This is a genomic window from Nocardiopsis sp. NPDC058631, assembly GCF_042716955.1.
Lineage (GTDB): Bacteria > Actinomycetota > Actinomycetes > Streptosporangiales > Streptosporangiaceae > Nocardiopsis.
Genome location: NZ_JBHXQY010000060.1, coordinates 22,988 through 39,754 on the forward strand (window position 1 = coordinate 22,988; position 16,767 = coordinate 39,754).

The window sequence follows — 16,767 nt, forward strand, 5'->3', positions numbered from 1 at the left end:
CTCACCTCCGGGTCGACGTGAGGTCTGCAAGGAGGTTCCTCGTGGCGGCACTCGGTCGTGCACGCATGGCCTTGAGCCGGTCGGCGAGGTCCTGGTAGGTGCGCTCGACAGCGTCCAGGCGGCCCAGGCCCGCCTGGGCCCTCATGAGTTCCTGGTGGACGCTCTCGTTCAGGTCGTCGGCCTCCCGCGCCCGTTCCCACCAGGCCAGCACCTCTCTGGCCTCGTCGGTCGCCTTGGCAAGACCCACGAAGCAGTCGGCGGCGGCCCGGCGGTAGCCCTCGCGTTTCTCCTCGGTCCAGGGCAGGTCGCTCTCGGTCAGCAGCAGGTGCCCGTACTCCTCGGCGGCGGCCCGGAGGCAGGAGAGGACTGTCCCGCTCTCACGAGCTTTCCTGGCGGCTTCGAGCGATCGGTCGAAGCGCCACACGTCCACGTCGACGACGTCGCGGCGGATCCGGTAGCGCCCCACGGCCACGTCGATGATCTCCGCCGCCGGATCGTCCAATGCCTCGCGGACGGCTCCGCGAGCACTGGTGCAGGCGGTGTTGCGAAGCGAGCGGGCCTTCTGCTCGGTGGAGTCCGGGAAGAGGGCCTCGGTCAGGGCGTCGGTGCTCACCCCGTCGGGGTGAAGTGCCAGGAAGGCGAGCATCGCGCGTGAGGATCCGCGCATCCTCGCGCCGATGTCGACCCCGTCCACGGTGATGCGCGGCTGGGGCGCGAACAGCCGGATGTTGACCCTGGGCGGGCTCCCGGCAGCGGGTTCCGGGGCGGTCCCGCCCTGGTGCGCGACTCTGTCGGAGCCGGCTTCTCCCCACTCCTGCGGCGGGGGCGCCGGCACGTCCGCCCCTGTGTGGTCGAGATCCCGGGTGGCGGTCGTGAAGTGGGCGGCGAAGGCGGTCCAGTCGACGTGGTGGGGCCGGAGCCCCTCGGGGGTGGCCGTGGTCCCGTCGAGGGCGGTGCTGCTGACCGGGTCGAGGCCGTCACAGGGATCGGCGTCGAGGCCGTCCTCCCGGTCCCGGTCCCGGTGTCGTCTGCGGCGTCGCGGTGCCGTCAGCCGTCCGGCGACCGCGCCGACCGCTCCCCCGGCGGCGGCTCCGGCGAGTACCGCGCTGACGGGGAGGGCGTTCGTGTCCTCCGCTTCGGCGATCGGCATGCTGTCCTCCGGGCCGTCGACAGCCCGGCCCTCCTGCTCTCTCACGCCACCTGCCGCGCCGTGGGGCCGGGTGGTCAGGGTGTAGGTGATCTCGGCCCGCCGGTCGGCGGAGGGGCCGAGTTCGGGGTGTTCGCGTGGATGGTCGGAGCCGGCGCCCTGGATGGTGATGGTCCATTCCTCGCCGAGGTGGCCGGTGAGCGCGGCGGCGACGGCCTCGGCCCGGTGGCGGGACAGGGCGCGGTTGTGGTCGTCGGGGCCGCTGGCGTCGGTGTGTCCGGTGACGGTGATCGGCGTGTTCGGGTCGCCGAAGAGCTGGAGGAGTTCGACGGTGGGTCCCAACTCGTCCGCCATGGCGGGGGTGAGGTCGGCGGAGTCGGGTCCGAACCCGCTGAGTGTGCGGGTGCGTTCCAGCACGCGGGCGGGTTCGTCGATGTGGATGCCGTCAGTGTCCTGTGCGCCTGTGGTGGGTGTGCCGTCAGTGGGGGCCACGGCGGCGACGGCCGGGGCGGACACGGCGACCGAGGTTCCCGCGATGCCCGTGGCGGCCAGGCGCAGCAGCCCGATCCGGGGGATCTGTCCCCGCAGCAGGGCGGCCGTGTCGGCTGCCACCAGCAGCGCGAAGGCGGCCCACAGCGCCCATAGCAGTGACAGCGCCAGGGCGTGCAGCACCGGTGGCGAAAGTGTGGCGCTGAGCAGGGACAGCCGCAGGTGGTCGCCGCTCAGGTGCGCGGTGTCGGGCCATGCCTGTCGGCGGAGCAGGACGGGCGGTGCGATGAGCAGCGCCAGCGTGGTGGTGGCGGCCAGGGCCGCCCTCGTCGGGTTCACGGGTCCCCTCGTCTCACGGTGTGTGGGCGATGGCTGTGGCGCGGGAGGAGATCCGGACGTCGCCGAGCACCGCGAGCACGGTCGGGTGGTGGTTGACCGTGACGGTGACCGTGACGGTGTCGGCGCTGACGGACACGTCCGCGTGGCCTCCGCCGGCGCGGGCGTGTGCCTGGGCGGCGGTGCGCGCGGCGGCCGGTTCGAGGGCGTGGGCGCCTGCGCGTAGCTGTTCGGGGTCCAGGTGCTGGGCGCCTGCCCGGGCGGCCTCGTGGGCGAGAACGGTGGTCCAGGTCTTGGTCCGGAGCATCTGGGCGCCGTCGTGGACCAGTCCGAGGCAGGCGATGAGGGTCGCGGCGATGGTGACGACGAAGGCGCTGGGGCTGCTGCCGAACATCAGGGGTCCTGTTCGCGGTGGAGGTCGGTGACCGACACGGCCCTGGCTGTGATGGTGTGGTTCTCGCTGACGCCCAGGGCGGGGAGGTCGTCGCGGTGGCCGGTGCAGGAGACCTCGGCGCGCACGGCCCGCGCTCCTGCGACGGTGGCGGGACGCAGGTGGACGGTGGGGTCCTGGCAGGCGCGTCCCCAGGTTCCCACGCTCTCGGCCACGGCCTGTTCGGCGGCTTCCTGTGCGGTGGCGGGGTCGGTGTGCAGGGTTGCGGCGCGGGCGGCGGAGTGGGCGAGGGCGTCCACGGCCAGGGCTGCGGTGTAGTCGCGGCCGGTCAGGGCGAGCAGTGCCAGGAACGCGAGCAGGACGGGGACGAGCAGGGCCAACTCCACCGACGCGCTCCCCCGGTCCCGGTTGGTGTCACCTGTCATGGGAGTGCCTCGGGGACGTGTTCGGTGGGGCCGCTCAGGGTGGCTTCCACCGGCGGTTGCCAGCCGGGGACCAGGCTGACCGTGGTGCCGGTGACCGTGGCACGGGTGGTGCCGTCCCTGCGTTCCACCCGGACGCGGACGTCGTGGAGGATGGTGCCGCCCAGGTCCTCGACCATGGCCTGGCCGCGTTCCTGCCCTTCCCGTGCGCTGCCCTCGTGGGCGCGTCCGGCGGCGAGGGCCTGGGTGGCGACGGCCTGGGCGCGGTGGTGGGCGTGGGTCCACATGCCGTACTGGAGGATGCCCAGCAGCATCGTGAACATCAGCGGGATGACGAACAGGGTGTCGGCGCCGCCCCGGTCGGCGGGGCCGATCAGGCGTTTCACGGGGTGACGCCCAGGTCGATGGACTGGGCGCTCTCGGTGATCATCGGGGTGAGGATGCCCCCGACGGCCGTGGCGATGCCGATGGTGATGACCAGGACCAGCACGTACTCGGTGGTGCCGGATCCGCGGTCGTCGGTGCGGTGGCCGCCTCGTCTTCCGCGGGCGAGGGTGGTGAGTGCTCGGCGCGGGGCCTGGTTCACGGGGCCGGTCCTTTCCGGGTTCAGAATCCGTTGGTGACGTGCACGATGGCGGGATAGCCCATGAGCAGGAGGAACCCCAGGACCAGGAGCATGACCGGCAGGGTCATGCGTTCGGTGGCCTGGTGGGCTTCGCCCTCCAGGGCGGCGAGGCGGTGGGTGCGCAGGGATGCGGCCTTGGAGCGGACCGAGGCGCGTACGCGGGCCCCGTCGGTTCCGGCCAGGCGAACGGAGGAGGCGAGTTCGTCCAGGTCGCGGACACCGGTGTGGTGGGCGAGGTCGGCCAGGGCCTCCCAGGGCGGGCGGGTGCGCAGGTTGGCTTCGTGCAGGCAGAGCCGGATGCGGGTGAAGGCGGGGCCGTCCCCCTGCCGGGTGGCGGAGGTGAGTGCGCCGGTGACGCCTGCTCCTCCGGCGAGGGCGACGCCGACCAGGTCGGCGACGACCGAGGTGGCCGCGCTCAGCCGGGCCCGGTGGCGGGCCGCCCGGTGGCGCAGGATCAGGGTGGGGGCGCACAGGCTCAGTGCCAGCAGGCACGCGCCCAGGGTCAGGGCCGACAGGACCGGCAGCGGGGACGCCGGTGGTGTCGCGGCGGCGAGCGGGAACACGCCCAGCGCGAGCCCGAGGACGGCTGCGACGCTGGTGTCCATCCGGTGGACGTCGACGTCGGACTCGCACGCGGCCAGGTCGCGCCTGGTCCTCTCCCCCGGCCAGCCGAGGCGGGCGAGCACGCCCGCGCCGGCTGCCCTCACCGCTTTCAGGGGGCCCGCGGCCCCGGGCCGTACCGGTTCCCTCTCCGCCGGTGGGAGGAGTTCGGCGAGGGTGGGGCGGCGCAGGGTGTACACCGTCCAGTACAGTCCGGCTCCGGCTGTGGCTCCGCCCAGTCCGGCGATGAGCGTGTTCATGTCCTTGACTCCTGCGGGTGTGCTGAGAGCACGCGTTGCGCGCGCGGCGGGTTCGACAGGTGCAGCAGCCACCCCAGGGCCGCCGACCAGACCGTGCCGGCCAGCGCGAGGACGAGTTGGCCTCCGGCCGAGTCCAGTGGGGCGAAGTAGGGGCCGTTGACCAGGGCCATACCGACGACCATGGCGGTCGCGGTGGTGACGATGATGCGGACCGAGGTGCGTGTGCGCGCGCGGGAGGCGGAGGTGCGCACGAGCATGGCCGCGCGGTCGCGGGCCGCTTCGGCCAGGCTGGTCAGCAGCGGTCCCAGGTCGGCGGCGTGGCGGTGGGAGGCCATGGACAGGGCGGTGGTGACCAGGTCGGCGGTCTCGTTGTCGACGCGGTGGGCGAGGGCGGTGAGCGCCTCCTCCAGGTCCGTCCCGTTGGTGAGGTCGCGTGCCAGGGCCCGGACGTCGTCACGGATGGCGTCGGGGGCGATGTCGGCGGAGGCCGAGATCGCCTGGCGCAGTCCGGCGGAGGCGGTGATCAGGTCGCGGAGCTGTTCGGTCCAGCCGGCCACCGCCTCGATCCTGGCGACCTCGGCGGGTGTGGCACGGTCCGGGCCCAGGACCGCGGGCAGCCACCAGGCGGCGGCGCAGGCCATGGCCGCGGCGACGGGCCAGCCGGTGAAACCCCAGGTGAGTATCCCCGCTCCGGCCGCCGCCGTCCCTTTCCACAGGAGGTGGCGGCCCGGGTTCACCCGGGTGCGGACCCCGGTCAGGGCGAGGGTGAGTGTGGGAAGGAGGAGCACCAGGCCGAGGCCGACGGCGGCCCCGCCCAGGCCCGCGGGCAGGACCGTGGTCACCGGACCTCCCCGAACAGGGTGGCCGGGTCGAGTCCGGCGCGGGTGAGTTTGCGCGTGTACTGCGGACTCGGCGGGGTGGTGAATCCGCCGTGTTCGAGGGCGTAGAGCTCGTTGGTCACGACCTGGGGCCCGTCCACGCCCACGACCTCGCGGATGCTGGCCACGTGCCCGTTGCCGCGGTCGTCGGTGTCGATGTGCACGGCCAGGTGGACGGCGGAGGAGATGAGGACGCCGCTCTCCTCCAGCGTGAGCCGCTCGCCCGCCTGGTTGGCGTAGGTGGCGAGTTTGGTGAGGATCTGCGCGGAGGAGGAGGCGTGGACGGTGGCCATGGATCCGTCGGTGCCCATGGTCATGGCGTGCAGGAGCGCCACGGTCTCCTGGCCGCGGGTCTCGCCGACGATCACCCGGTCCGGGGACATCCGCAGCGCGTGGCGGACCAGGTCGGCCAGGGTGATCTCCCCGGCGCCCTCGGTGTTGGGCGGCCTGCCCTGCAGGGCCAGGCAGTTGAGGTCGGGGTCGGAGTCCAGGCCCAGCTCGAAGGCGTCCTCGATGGTGACGACCCGTTCGGCGGGTGGGATGTGGCGGGCCAGGGCGCGCAGCAGGGTGGTCTTGCCCGAGCCGGTCGCTCCGCCGATGACCAGGTTCAGGCGGGCGCGGACGGCGGCGGTGAGCAGGGAGCGCACGGGCCGGGTGAGCATCCCCGACGCGGTCAGGTCGGTGAGGGTGAGTTCGCGTTCGGGGTGGCGGCGGATGGAGACAGCCGGTCGGCGGGACACCCCCATGACGGCGGACAGGCGGGCGCCGTCGCTCAGCTCCATGCTGAGCAGAGGGGCGGAGGCGTCGAAGCGCCGCTCTCCGCCCGGCGCCTGTCCGGCGAGGCGTCGCACCAGGGTGACGAGCTCGGTGTCGGAGGAGGTGACCGGTGGGCGTTCCTCACGCCGGCCGTCGCCGAGGTCGACCCACACGCGGGTGCCGTTGATGTGGATGTCGCGCACCCCCGGTTCGCTGAGCAGGAGTTCCAACGGGCCCAGCCCGCAGACCTGGGCCAGGGCGCGGGCGTGGATCCAGGCCTCGTCCTGCTCGGTGAGTGCCCGTGCGGCGCCGGTGAGGGCGCGGCAGGCGTGTTCCTCCAGCAGTGCGGAGAGCATCGCGTCGGCCCGTTCGCGCTGGTCCCGGCTGCTGTGGCCGGTGAGGGTGCTGGCGGTGTCCTGGCGGACCAGGGTGTCGGTGACGCGGGCAGCCAGTTGGTGGGCGACCTCCTCCAAATGCTGCGGGACCCGCTGCGGGGGGACCGTCGCCGAGGTACGGGGGGTGGGGCTCACGCCACCGCCACCTCCGTCCGGCGCCCGAGGTGCAGGCAGGCGGGCGGCAGGTCGTCGACGTGGTTGGCCAGTCGCCGGGCACAGGCCAGCAGAGGCATCCACTCGACGGTGTCCGGGTTCTGGCGGGTGTGGGACCAGGCGGTGAAACGCTCGCGGAGCCCGCGGGGCCGGAGTGGTTCTCCCCGGAGGAAGGCCGCACCGGTGGGGTCGTGGGGCAGGCCCGCCCACACCGGGAGTCCGGTCTGCGCGGTGATCTCGGCGTCGGAGAACCTGGAGTCGCGCACCGCCAACCCGACCGTCGTGCCGTTCTCCGCCAGGGCGTCGAGCACGTCCCGGCACCGTGAGAGGCGGTAGATCTGCGCGGCGTCGTCACCTGCGACGGTGACGACCGCGACGTCCGCCAGGGAGAGCAGGTGGGCACCGGCGGTCCCGGGCATCACCCGCCCCAGGTCCACCACGCTCACACCGCCCCGCAGGATCTGGATCCGGTGCGCCAGGGCGGCCACCACGGCGGATGCCTCGTGCGCGGTGGTCGGCGCGGTCACGGCCCGCAGTCCGCCGGGGATCTCGGCGCTGTGGCGGAGCAGGGCGCGGTGCGTTCCCTTCTCCTCGACCAGGGACAGTTCCGTGCTCGCGCGTACCGACGCCGCGAGCGACACCAGTCCCGGGCGTCCGGGAAGCCGGTGCCGGACCGCCAGGTCTCCACCGCTGGCGTCGGCCTCCACCAGTACCGGGACCGTGAGCGGACCGGTGGGCCACACCGCCGCCAGGGCTGTGGCCAGGGTGGTGACCCCCGGCGCCCCCGACAGTGAACAGACCGCGATGATCATGTGCTTCTCCCCTTGTTCTTGTGTCCGTCGCCCTACCGCGCGGACATGAGCGCCAGGCGCACGCCGTCGTCCACTGCCTCGACCACCTCGGACACCTCGTCCTCGGCGACCATGAGCTCCACGACACGGGAACCCGCGAGCTCGCCCTCCTCCCCCAGCGAGTGCAGACGAACGGTGCGCGGGTCCCCCTCGCCGGTGCCGAGCACCAGCAGCGGGGCGCCCTCGCGCGCCGAGTCCGGGAGCATGCCGGGCTGGGTCTGCACCGCCACCACCGCCTGCCCGGGGCCGGGCCAGCCCGCGGTGTCGGCGAGCATCGCCCCGGTGAGCACCGTGCCCGACGGGACCGGCAGCGCCGCCCGTGCGCCGAGCGCCCTGTCGGTCGGCGCCAGGTCGAGGTCCTCCACGCCCAGCGCGGGAACGATGCGGACATCGGAGACGGTGATGACGTCACCGGCGGCGATGTCCGCGGCGGTGACGAGCATGGGGACGCGCTCCTCGTCGTGCCCGGCCGCCCAGGCCGCGACGACCCCGCCCAGAACCACGGCGGTGACCCCGGCGAAGGGTCGCTTCCAGTTTCTACGGCGGGGCGGGGCCAGCCGGGTTCTCGGTGTGTTCCGGTCGGATGTGTGGGGTTCGGACAACGTCGTCGTCACGTTCTCTCCGTCTCTGGTGCGCTCAGCCGTCGGTGACCAGCGCGTGGACCTCGTCCACCCGTACCGAGCGGGAGGCACTGGTCGTCAGGGGGTCCAGGGTTCCGCCACCGCCGGCGGTGGTCGTCCACTCCACCGACCAGGTCACCGTCGCCGTGACCGGGAACCGGCCCCCGGGGTGCCCCCTGGAGGCGCGGGTGTAGGTATGGCCGCAGTCCGGTGAGGGAGCGTCCGCGTCGTGGCGGGCGGGGTCGAACACCGTCCCCGGCCCCGGGCAGTCCAGGGCCGATGCGTCGCCCATGGCCCAGCGGGCCCCGTCCGGGGTGGCGGTCACGGTCACCGACCCGGCGGAGACCGCCGCGGTCGCGCTGACCGGTTCCCACTCGGAGTGGTCCATCCACAACCAGAGGGGGAAGCCCACGACCGTCCCGGCCGCCGGGGAGGATCCCATCGTGGGGGTGGGCAGGGTCATCGACGCCCGTGCGCGTTCCGCGGCGGCCCGAGGGGCGACGGGCTCCCCGCCAGCGGTCGGACCGGAGCGGGTGGAGGCACCGCACGACCACCCCGGTTCCGGCCCCTCCCGCCGCACACACGGAGACTCAGCCGAAAGGGAGACCGGTTCACCGCTGTCGGGCCGGGAGCGGGCACCGCCGCCGTTACCGCCGCCGCCGGAGGTGCCACTGTGGTGGGTGCATTCCGCGAAGGCCGAGCAGCCCGTTTTCTTACAAGCAACGTCACCGTTGAAGTCCGGTTCCCGTGGGACCGGCAACGCCGGAGCTACGACGAGCAAGGAAGCAGCAACCCCAGTAGCAAGAGCGTTGGCTGGAATCAGCATGTGTCGCTACCCCAGACCTGCATGTCGACAACCCACCAGTCGAACAGGTCACGCTTGACCCTGGCATCGACACGAACGTTGTCCGACCGAGGCTCGTCCTCTCCCACGACCTTCCAGTCCCCCGCTCCCTGGCAGTCCCTGATCACGACCGTCCTCGGTTCGTCCGCTGGCTCAGCGGAGATCACCTCAGGGGCTGGAACCGGCTCGCCTTCCATACCGAGACCGGCGTCCGCCACTCCCTGGACACCGTCCTGAGCTAGTTCCAGGGCTTGGTCGACCGCGTGTTCCTCCAGCGCCGGGTGCTCGGGGTCCATCTCGGCCGAGGCCAGAACGATGGCTTCCCAGAACTCCAGGTAGGCCTCCACGGCCTCGTCCTCCGGAGTGCCTTCCGATGGTTCCGTTTCCGCAGGGGCCACAGAGGACTGGGCAACCGGTTCGGGACTCCCCTCGACTCCTGCAGAACACCCCGCGACCAGCACCAACCCCAAGGCAGGCAGGAAAAATGGGCGCACGGAAGAGGACTCCTTGGAGTGGCTTGATGATCACTCTTAGTGATCAAGGAGAACGTAGTCCCTCTGTGACCCTCCGCACAAGTGGTTCTCCGTGGATGGCGGCCTGAAAACTGCCGACAAGCCCACCGACCCCCGATGCCCAACTCAACCAAATGCGAAAACACGGCCCCTGTAGGCAGAACACCATCGGAACGACGCCCACACGCAACAGTGGGCGGCACCCGGGACAGACACCGCCCACCGCAACCACAGCCTGGTCAGTCCGTGAGGCAGAACCTCGCCAGCCCCTCAGGGACCTGCCCCGGAGCCGAGGCGGTCGGCCCCCGAAACGGGGGACCTGCCCGGTGTTCTCGGAGAGGGAGCGCCGGGCAGGCCGGGTCCTTGCCCAGCAGGTCCCCGGGGGACTCGACCTGCTGGGCGTGCCGTGGTCGAGCACCTCGCGGAGTCTCTCTCCCGACCACAGCGGTACCACGATGTACCTTAAGGACCCCGATATTCCCATTGCGAACTTTTCGGCAAAAAGGGATACCAAGGGCATCTGACACCCATTTGCGATTCTCTCACGGAAGCGCTACGAGGAGCACCCCGACCTCCGCGCGTTACAAAAAGCTACAAGAATAAGAAAGGCCTCCGACACGTGCGCAAAGTAGGGCCATTTGCGCAGGCCAGGAGGCTTGTTACAGAACAAAACAAGAGGTTCGACCGATGACTCCGAGCGTATCGCCGCCGCGACCTCGCACGAAACGTATGGTTGCCTGCCATAGTTCCTATAGCGGGTAGCGAGAGCACCCGTTAAGTGAAGGTATGTAGGCCTGTGGACCGCCTGCGGATTCTCTCCCGCACGGTTTCGCAGCGGTATCGAAGGAGATGCTCACCCGATGTCTGACACCCAGTACATGGAGGCCCCGCCCGGGGGCGCCGGTTCCGTCCCCTGGCCCCGGCTGGTCGTGGTGGTGGTCGTGATCGTGGTTGTTCTGTACGCCCTGCACCTGGGCTACCAGGCGGCCGCAGCGGTGGCCCTGGCATCCGCGGCGGGGTACGCGGCGGTGTCCGTTGCCCGCCGCCTGACCCGATAGTCCCGCCGCGGTGGAAGAGGACCACACGAGCACCGAGCAGCTCACGACTCTGCTGGACCAGCACTTCCCCCTCGACCGGTTCTCCCCGGAGGACCGCCTGAACGTCTTGCTCTTCTGCCTCAGGGTGCAGGGCTCTCTTCAGGTTCGATGGGGGTCGATGATGCGCATGCACTTCCCCGTCAACATCGCGCACTCCCTGCTCAACGGGCAGGTGCACGCGCTGCGGGCCGAGAAGAACCGCAAGCGGGGTTGGGCCCTGTTGAAGGTGCTGATCCACTCCGGTTCCTATCGCAACGTCCAGCAGCAGCTGGACCTCATCACCGCCGTCAAGAACGAGTACGGGAGGTTGCACGACGAGCGGACCCCGATCGGTGTCGGCGATCTGGACGATCGCGGCTACCGGGTGACAGGCCTGCGGGCCACACCGTCCTTGGAGGAGGCCAGCGACCCCACGAAGGTGAACTCCTTCCCCGAGCTGCTGGATGCCCTGAAGGCACTGCGCGGCAGCAGCGGCACACCCACCTGGCGGGACATGTCGGACCGCTCCAAGATCAAGGGCCACGGTGGGGGCAGGGGTGCACGAGGCGACATGTTCGTTCCCCAGCCCCGGTCGCACAGTGCCCTGCAGCGCACGATCCAGCCCGGCAACAGGCCCTCGCTGCCGTCCGTGCTGGCCTTCGTGCGCGCGTGTGGTGCGGTGACCGAGGAGGTGGAGAGCGCATGGGCCCAAGCGCACGCCAGGGCCACACTGGACTTCGAGAGGAAGTCCGCACGAGGGCCCGGTGAAGTGAGCTGAGGCGGGCCTCCGAAGGATTCTTCGGAGATCCGCCACCCGCACGGCCAACCGGCCCGAAGGCCCCCGCCCCGCGCGCAGGGTGGGGGCCTTCCCCGCACCCGCGTGTGTCGCTGCCGGCGGACACCGCCCCGGCCCGCGCCCACCTCCACGGCGACCAGCGGCTGGCGGCGCAGCCCGCCAGATCGTGTCCATCATCCACTGACAGGCCCTTCCACCCGGCACGGGCGCGGCCGGGTGGCGGGAGCCGCGTCCACGACTCGGGGCGGCTTCGTTGCACCCACCCCGCTTTCATGCTGTGATCGTGCAGCCACTTTCAGCAACCATCTGGGGAGAGCCATGTACCTGCGCACCCTTCTCGCCGCCACCGGACTCGCCGCCCTCGCGGTGACGGCCGGAGCCACCGCCGCCACGGCCGCCACCGCGGAGGACCTCGACATCCTCGGGAGCGTCCGCGACTACCTGTGCATCGAGCCCGCTGCGGCCGGGGACATCGGGCGCGTCCTCGAACCGCTCACGCCGGGGGTCGTACACTGCCCCACCCCCGAGCCGGTTCAGGAGTAGCTTCCCCCGAGGGCCGAAGACGGGTTCCCGGCCACAGTGGTTACGCCGCTGCGGCCGGGAACTGACGTGACCGGTCGCGTCAGGCCGAGGACTCGGCCCCGGTCCTCAGCTCCTGCGACCAGACTTCCAACCCCCACCGAGCATCTCCGCCACGGGGTCGACGTCGGCCTCGGCCGGCGAGTCCAGCAGTTCGGGGACTCCTCGGTGTGTCCGTCGGTCCTCCGTGAAGGTCCACAGGTGGACCCCCTGGTCGATCGTGATCGACTCGCCGACCGCGGGAACCTCCCAGGGCACGCGCGTGCCGGGCTCCACCTCTTGAAGGCTCGAAGTGATCGTCAGGGTGTCGGCGGGCGCGAACTCGGACTCGGGCACGGGGGTTGGTCCACCGGAACTGCGAGTCGGACGCCAAGGGGCCGGAGTCGAGACGCTCGATACTCAGGACCGCGTCCTGCCATTCCTTCCAGCCCTCCACGTCGGTGTGCACGTCCCACAGCCGGTCGATCGGTGCGTCGATCAGGATCTCGGTCGAACTCGTGATGGCCCCTCAGGCCGAGTCGTCGATGGTCGTCCCACCGCATCCGCTCTCCTGGATCTGCTCGGCGGACGCAGAAGGGGAAGAGGGGCGCGGCGGCGGCACTGTCCGCGCCCTCGTGGGAGCCTCCGCCGGGACCGCAGCCGCGCGGGCGAACCAGCCCACCGGCCGGGTGCGTGTCCTAGGCTCGATCGGGTGAGCCGCACCGACACCGCAGCCGGCCAGGAATTCTACGCGCGTCTGCCCGCCACATGCGGCGCGGCGGGCGCACTCATCTGCTCCCCCGAAGGGCAGGTGCTGCTGGTGGAGCGCACCTACAGGCCCGACCAGCCCTGGGGCATCCCCGGCGGCATCATCGAACACGGCGAGTCCCCGCTGGCCGCGTGCCGCCGCGAGCTGGCCGAGGAACTCGGTGTCCGGGCCACCGTCACGCACCTGGCCGCCGTCGACTGGGTCCCGTCCTCCGGCGAGCGCACCGCAGCCCTCCAGTGGCTGTTCGCCGCACGCCTGCCCGACGATGCCGAGCTGCGTCTGCCTCCCGACGAGCTGTCGGGCTGGGCGTGGGTGGCCCCCGAACGCCTCGGCGACCTGTTGCCGGCCCATGTGTCCCGCCGGGTCACAGCGGCCCTGGCCGCCCGATCGGCGGGCACCACCTTCTACCTCGAACACGGACACCGCGCCCTGGAAGGGACCCGTTGACCGCGCCCGTCCACGCGGCCATGGCAGCCACCTGCGCCACCGGCCCCGCCGCCCAGCCCCTGCCCGTCTGGGACAGGCCCCGCGAAGGCGGTGGTGTGCGCCCCCCGCACGGCACCTGGCCGGAGTGGCGCCACCAGGGGTGAGGTCCGCTCCACGACCGGGCGAGCACCTCCGGCGCAGCGGCTTCGTCGGCCTCGATCCACCGTCCCGGAGGTGGTTGGGCAGGGGCTCGGGCACGGCGCGGCGCTCAGCCCTTCAGTCCGTAGAAGTGCACCGGGGAGTTCGGCCTGAAGCCGATGCGGGGGTACACGGGCGTCCCAGCCTCGGTCGCGTGCAGGGTGGCGCGGGTCAGTCCGGTGGCCCGCCCGCCTTCGTGCAGCGCCTTGCGCGTGACCGCCTCCCCGTAGCCCCTGCGCTGCCACTCCGGGTCGGTGGCGACGAGCGCGACGAAGAGGCGGCCCTGCACCTCCACCGCCCCGGCGCACGTCACGGGGACGCCGTCCCGCAGCCCGAGGTAGGCGTACACCCCCTGTTTCCACAACGCGGATCCGAGGAGCCCGTCGCGACCGTCCTCCAGGGGGAATCCGTACGCGCGTGAGTTCAGGTCCGCGTACGCACGGACCTGCTCGTCGGTGGTCACGCGCACGAAGGCCAGATCGGGGTGGGACGGCTCGGCGACGGGGAGGAGGTCTCCGGCCATGCCGGTGCCGGAGAAGGCGTACTCCAGGCCGGCTCTCTCCGCGCCCGCCCGTGCCCCCGCCCGCGCGTCCTCGCCGAGGAGGTCCTCGAAGAGCCACAGGAATCCGGGGCGGGTCTTGGAGCGCATGATGTCCGCCGCCCTGGTCAGGCGTTCCTCGACGAGCGCCGCATCCGCGCCGACGTCGGTCAGCGTGACGCAGTTCCAGAACGCGAACCGGCAGTCGGCCCAGCGGACGGCGATGCCGGGAAGGTCCCGGACATCGGCGTCCGCGTCGCGGTCGAGCACCATGGTGCGCCAGGCAGCGGCGAGCTGCTCCATCGATTCGATCGACTCCGTGCGATCCGTCATCAGAACCCTTCGAGCGGTGGGGTGGGGAGCCCGTCGAGCCGGGCAGGACACGTCGCACCCGGTTCGCGGGCGCGTGCGAGCTCCGACGCCACGATCGCCGACCGCTATCGGGTTACCGGCTGGTTGGCCCGATTCGTGACCTGGAAGGGGCGGACCGCAAGCGATGGGCGGGGGTCGGCACGCATGCTCGGATTCGGGTGCGTCGAGGTGGAGACGGGAGTTTCGAGGAGGGCGCGCAGGTCCGGACGGGATCCACGGAGGGGCGCGCCGTACCGCCTGGGTGAGTGGGGGGCGCACCGACCGTGCGGACGGCGCGCCCCCCGAGCCTCCATCATCCTCGGCGCGGAACCGGATGCGGTTCAGAACATCTCGCCTCGGCTACGCAAAGGCTCGTTCGTGCCTCCACCAGACCCGCTGGGGAAGGAGATCGCGGTGCCGGGTGCCGCCCCGGCCCCCGGGGGGAGAAACGCGACGTCGAACCGGCCCGAGCCGTCACCGGCGGACCAGGACATCAGCGCCTGGTGACCGGACTCCTCCGCGAGTCGGCACAGCGCCTCAGGATCGACCGCGCCCTCTCCCCCGTCTGCGGGAGTAGGACTCTCCACGAGCAGGTCTGTGCCGGTGACCAGCGTGTCCGCGGGGACCTCGCCGGAGAGGGCCAGGTCCCGCAACCGCACGTCGGCCTCGATCCTCGCGTTCGGGATGCCCGTGACCCCGAACGGTTCCTCCGACCCGTCGGCCAGTCGTTCGGCGAGCCCGGTAAGGGTGAGGGAATGTGCGGCCCAGCCCCTCCATGCGGGAATCGGTAGCGGCTTGGTCCCCGACTCCACGTGCAGGAACGCCTCGTAACGGAACTTCACCATCTCGTTGGCGAAGCGGCCGCGCTTGGGCAGGACCCGTACGTGGTCGACCCGGTCCCACCTGTGGACCAGATCCGTGAAAAGTGTCGGGTCGATGACGAGTTCCGGCTCCTCCCCCACCCGCCGCCGGATCCTGCGCGCGAGCTCCCCGACGGTTCCCGCACCCTGATACGCCTGGACCGAGGCGTGGAACGCGCCCAGCAGGCCGCGGTGGCGCACATCGCCGATGACGACCACTCCACCGGGGGCGAGAACCCGGACGGACTGCTCCAGCACATGCTCCAGGTAGGAGCGGTCGGGGAAGTACTGCACCACCGAGTTCAGGACGACAACGTCGAACGCGCCGTCTCCGAACGAGGTGAAGTCGGAGGCCTCACGCTGGAGGAGGCGCACCCTGTCCGCCCACGGCTGCCCCGCGAGCGCCTTCCCGAGCTGCTCGATCACAACGGGGGAGAAGTCCGTGCCCACGTAGGAGACCGCGTCCGGTGCCAGCCTGAACAGCAACAGGCCGGTACCGCAGCCCAACTCCAGGACTCTGGCCTTGGGCACGACCGCCGAACGAACGCGCCCAGCCGTCGCCTCGGCCCAGTCGACCATCTGTTCCCGTGGGATCGGGCCCCTGCTGTAGCTGCTCCCCCACCCGGAGAAATTCACATCGGGTGGGTAGTCACTTCCGGTCTTCCCGTAGGAGCCGTCGAAGAGGAGCTTCCACTCCTCCAGGTGCTCACGGGCAACGTCATCGATGATGGCCTGACTCCTTTGCGGCTCTCCAAGGGCGGACCCGACCGTGGAACGCGTACTGTGCCGCGTACCCGGGAGGTCTCAGAGCTTTTCCCAAACGGTGACGTGGGCGTTGAAGTAGTCGTACTCACGGGGGTTCTGCCGCAACACGGCGGGCTGGTCCGACTCGTGCACCATCGTGAACCCCCCGCTCATACGTGCCTTGAGGTCGTCCTCGCTGGTGATTTCGTCCCTCGCCGACCCGAACCACTCCTCCGGGCGGCTGTAGTCCGGGTACCAGGACCAGGGGCAGGCGATGAGCAGCAGGCCGCCACGGCGCAGGGGGCCGTCGTCCGCGTCGAACTGACGCAGGCACTCCCCCGGGTGGGCGACCCGGTCCAGCACGTTGGACAGGATGACCGCGTCGAACTGCTCTTCGTAGTGCAGGTCACAGGCGTCGCCGACCTCGAACCCCACCTCCGGCCCCGACTCCGAACCGCTGACGCGAACGGAGACGTACTCGGTGTAGGGCCCCTGCTGGACCACACCGAAGGTGCCGCCCTCGTTCTGCGTGAGCATGGTCGCCATGTCGATGGAACGCGCACTGGCATCCACACCGCGGACCAGGGTGCCGACCCAACGGCTCAGCGCGTGCGCGATACCGCCCACGCTGCACCCCACGTCGAGGGCTCGGGAGACCGTCACCCCCTTGTCCAGGGCGGCGCTCTGGAGGATGCGGGAAATACGTTCGGGATAGCCGTGGGCGAACGCGAGCGGATGGTGGGGGGACTCGAAGACGTCCTCAAGAGATCCGTAGTGCATCAGAAGGTACTTCGAGAGGTCCCGGGACGTCTCGTAGTGGTCCTCGGCGATCTCGTTGAGAAAGAGTTCATCGCCCTTGATGAGGACTGGGGGATTCTTCAAGGCACACTCCTTGAATTGCGTGGAGACGAAAAGGGGGAAACCAGTTCGAGCGGCCTGCATTACTCCCTGGGGACCCTGGCGCCTTTTCCAGGAAAATCACATAAAATCCCGGCCATATCTCAGCGCCTTCTCTTCAGGAGGCTCGGCAGTGTGGGGGGTTTGGTGGTGGGGTCGGTTGTGTCGAGGCTGGTCAGTAGGCGTTGGACTGTGGGGTTTTCGAAGAGGGTGCGGACTTTGGTGTGGATGCCCAGGGTGGTGCGGATGCGGGCGATGAGTTGGGTGGCCAGGAG

The 16,767-nt window shown here is 71.1% G+C and carries 22 protein-coding genes and 1 pseudogene; 5 read left to right on the plus strand and 18 right to left on the minus strand.

Features of this window, described 5'->3' with window-relative positions; genetic code table 11:
* Position 1: 1 nt before the first annotated feature.
* The 12 genes from ACFWTE_RS19545 to ACFWTE_RS19600 form a co-directional block, all read right to left on the minus strand.
* On the minus strand, positions 2 to 1,975 hold the full coding sequence (locus ACFWTE_RS19545; protein ID WP_378780992.1) for an OmpA family protein: 1,974 nt from the start codon (positions 1,973 to 1,975) through the stop codon (positions 2 to 4).
* Between the two features lie 13 nt (positions 1,976 to 1,988).
* A complete protein-coding gene (locus ACFWTE_RS19550; RefSeq protein WP_378780993.1) occupies positions 1,989 to 2,366 on the minus strand; it encodes a hypothetical protein in 378 nt (125 codons plus the stop codon).
* A complete protein-coding gene (locus tag ACFWTE_RS19555) occupies positions 2,366 to 2,788 on the minus strand; it encodes a TadE/TadG family type IV pilus assembly protein (protein ID WP_378780995.1) in 423 nt (140 codons plus the stop codon). The genes ACFWTE_RS19550 and ACFWTE_RS19555 overlap by 1 nt, the downstream gene beginning before the upstream one ends.
* Positions 2,785 to 3,171, minus strand: coding sequence for a TadE family protein (locus ACFWTE_RS19560; protein ID WP_378780996.1), 387 nt, complete (start codon positions 3,169 to 3,171; stop codon positions 2,785 to 2,787). Before ACFWTE_RS19560 ends, ACFWTE_RS19555 begins: the two co-directional genes overlap by 4 nt.
* Positions 3,168 to 3,371 carry a hypothetical protein gene (locus ACFWTE_RS19565; protein WP_378780998.1) on the minus strand — a complete coding sequence of 68 codons (204 nt, stop codon included), beginning with the start codon at positions 3,369 to 3,371 and terminating at the stop codon, positions 3,168 to 3,170. Before ACFWTE_RS19565 ends, ACFWTE_RS19560 begins: the two co-directional genes overlap by 4 nt.
* Positions 3,372 to 3,391: 20 nt before the next feature.
* Positions 3,392 to 4,270, minus strand: a complete 879-nt coding sequence (locus tag ACFWTE_RS19570; RefSeq protein ID WP_378780999.1) for a type II secretion system F family protein — start codon at positions 4,268 to 4,270, stop codon at positions 3,392 to 3,394.
* Positions 4,267 to 5,112, minus strand: coding sequence for a type II secretion system F family protein (locus ACFWTE_RS19575; RefSeq protein WP_378781001.1), 846 nt, complete (start codon positions 5,110 to 5,112; stop codon positions 4,267 to 4,269). Before ACFWTE_RS19575 ends, ACFWTE_RS19570 begins: the two co-directional genes overlap by 4 nt.
* Entirely contained in the window at positions 5,109 to 6,434 is a 1,326-nt protein-coding gene (locus tag ACFWTE_RS19580) for a CpaF family protein (RefSeq protein WP_378781003.1), read from the minus strand. Before ACFWTE_RS19580 ends, ACFWTE_RS19575 begins: the two co-directional genes overlap by 4 nt.
* The gene (locus tag ACFWTE_RS19585) at positions 6,431 to 7,264 is read right to left on the minus strand and encodes a hypothetical protein (RefSeq protein ID WP_378781004.1); all 834 of its coding nucleotides are present in this window, start codon (positions 7,262 to 7,264) and stop codon (positions 6,431 to 6,433) included. Before ACFWTE_RS19585 ends, ACFWTE_RS19580 begins: the two co-directional genes overlap by 4 nt.
* Positions 7,265 to 7,296: 32 nt before the next feature.
* Positions 7,297 to 7,917, minus strand: coding sequence for an SAF domain-containing protein (locus ACFWTE_RS19590; RefSeq protein ID WP_378781005.1), 621 nt, complete (start codon positions 7,915 to 7,917; stop codon positions 7,297 to 7,299).
* Between the two features lie 22 nt (positions 7,918 to 7,939).
* Positions 7,940 to 8,386: a hypothetical protein gene (locus tag ACFWTE_RS19595; protein WP_378781006.1), complete on the minus strand. Its 447-nt coding sequence runs from the start codon at positions 8,384 to 8,386 to the stop codon at positions 7,940 to 7,942.
* A 356-nt stretch (positions 8,387 to 8,742) separates the two neighbouring features.
* Positions 8,743 to 9,114 (minus strand): hypothetical protein, encoded by a 372-nt coding sequence (locus tag ACFWTE_RS19600; protein ID WP_378781007.1) that lies wholly within the window; start codon positions 9,112 to 9,114, stop codon positions 8,743 to 8,745.
* 1,025 nt (positions 9,115 to 10,139) lie between these two features.
* On the opposite strand from ACFWTE_RS19600, the gene ACFWTE_RS19605 reads away from it, so the two are divergent.
* The 3 genes from ACFWTE_RS19605 to ACFWTE_RS19615 all read left to right on the plus strand — a co-directional run bounded on the left by ACFWTE_RS19605 (position 10,140) and on the right by ACFWTE_RS19615 (position 11,694).
* Entirely contained in the window at positions 10,140 to 10,337 is a 198-nt protein-coding gene (locus ACFWTE_RS19605; protein WP_378781008.1) for a hypothetical protein, read from the plus strand.
* Positions 10,338 to 10,347: 10 nt separating this feature from the next.
* On the plus strand, positions 10,348 to 11,133 hold the full coding sequence (locus ACFWTE_RS19610) for a hypothetical protein (RefSeq protein ID WP_378781009.1): 786 nt from the start codon (positions 10,348 to 10,350) through the stop codon (positions 11,131 to 11,133).
* 336 nt (positions 11,134 to 11,469) lie between these two features.
* Complete coding sequence (locus ACFWTE_RS19615; RefSeq protein ID WP_378781010.1) at positions 11,470 to 11,694, plus strand: hypothetical protein; 225 nt, start codon at positions 11,470 to 11,472, stop codon at positions 11,692 to 11,694.
* Positions 11,695 to 11,799: 105 nt separating this feature from the next.
* Here the strand turns inward: ACFWTE_RS19615 and ACFWTE_RS19620 are convergent, their stop codons facing one another.
* Together ACFWTE_RS19620 and ACFWTE_RS19625 are read right to left on the minus strand one after the other, a co-directional pair.
* Complete coding sequence (locus tag ACFWTE_RS19620; protein WP_378781022.1) at positions 11,800 to 12,066, minus strand: hypothetical protein; 267 nt, start codon at positions 12,064 to 12,066, stop codon at positions 11,800 to 11,802.
* 16 nt (positions 12,067 to 12,082) lie between these two features.
* Positions 12,083 to 12,178, minus strand: a pseudogene (locus tag ACFWTE_RS19625) (polyketide cyclase /reductase); the annotation flags it as partial.
* Between the two features lie 243 nt (positions 12,179 to 12,421).
* Here ACFWTE_RS19625 and ACFWTE_RS19630 point away from each other — a divergent pair.
* Together ACFWTE_RS19630 and ACFWTE_RS19635 are read left to right on the plus strand one after the other, a co-directional pair.
* Positions 12,422 to 12,925 carry an NUDIX domain-containing protein gene (locus ACFWTE_RS19630; protein ID WP_378781012.1) on the plus strand — a complete coding sequence of 168 codons (504 nt, stop codon included), beginning with the start codon at positions 12,422 to 12,424 and terminating at the stop codon, positions 12,923 to 12,925.
* Positions 12,922 to 13,068 (plus strand): hypothetical protein, encoded by a 147-nt coding sequence (locus ACFWTE_RS19635; RefSeq protein WP_378781013.1) that lies wholly within the window; start codon positions 12,922 to 12,924, stop codon positions 13,066 to 13,068. The genes ACFWTE_RS19630 and ACFWTE_RS19635 overlap by 4 nt, the downstream gene beginning before the upstream one ends.
* Positions 13,069 to 13,172: 104 nt before the next feature.
* Here ACFWTE_RS19635 and ACFWTE_RS19640 read toward each other — a convergent pair whose 3' ends face one another.
* The 4 genes from ACFWTE_RS19640 to ACFWTE_RS19655 all read right to left on the minus strand — a co-directional run bounded on the left by ACFWTE_RS19640 (position 13,173) and on the right by ACFWTE_RS19655 (position 16,764).
* Positions 13,173 to 13,973: a GNAT family N-acetyltransferase gene (locus ACFWTE_RS19640; RefSeq protein ID WP_378781015.1), complete on the minus strand. Its 801-nt coding sequence runs from the start codon at positions 13,971 to 13,973 to the stop codon at positions 13,173 to 13,175.
* A gap of 359 nt (positions 13,974 to 14,332) precedes the next feature.
* Entirely contained in the window at positions 14,333 to 15,430 is a 1,098-nt protein-coding gene (locus ACFWTE_RS19645; protein WP_378781017.1) for a class I SAM-dependent methyltransferase, read from the minus strand.
* 225 nt (positions 15,431 to 15,655) lie between these two features.
* Entirely contained in the window at positions 15,656 to 16,477 is an 822-nt protein-coding gene (locus ACFWTE_RS19650) for a methyltransferase domain-containing protein (protein ID WP_378781018.1), read from the minus strand.
* 119 nt (positions 16,478 to 16,596) lie between these two features.
* Positions 16,597 to 16,764: a phosphopantetheine-binding protein gene (locus tag ACFWTE_RS19655; protein ID WP_378781019.1), complete on the minus strand. Its 168-nt coding sequence runs from the start codon at positions 16,762 to 16,764 to the stop codon at positions 16,597 to 16,599.
* Positions 16,765 to 16,767 lie beyond the last annotated feature (3 nt).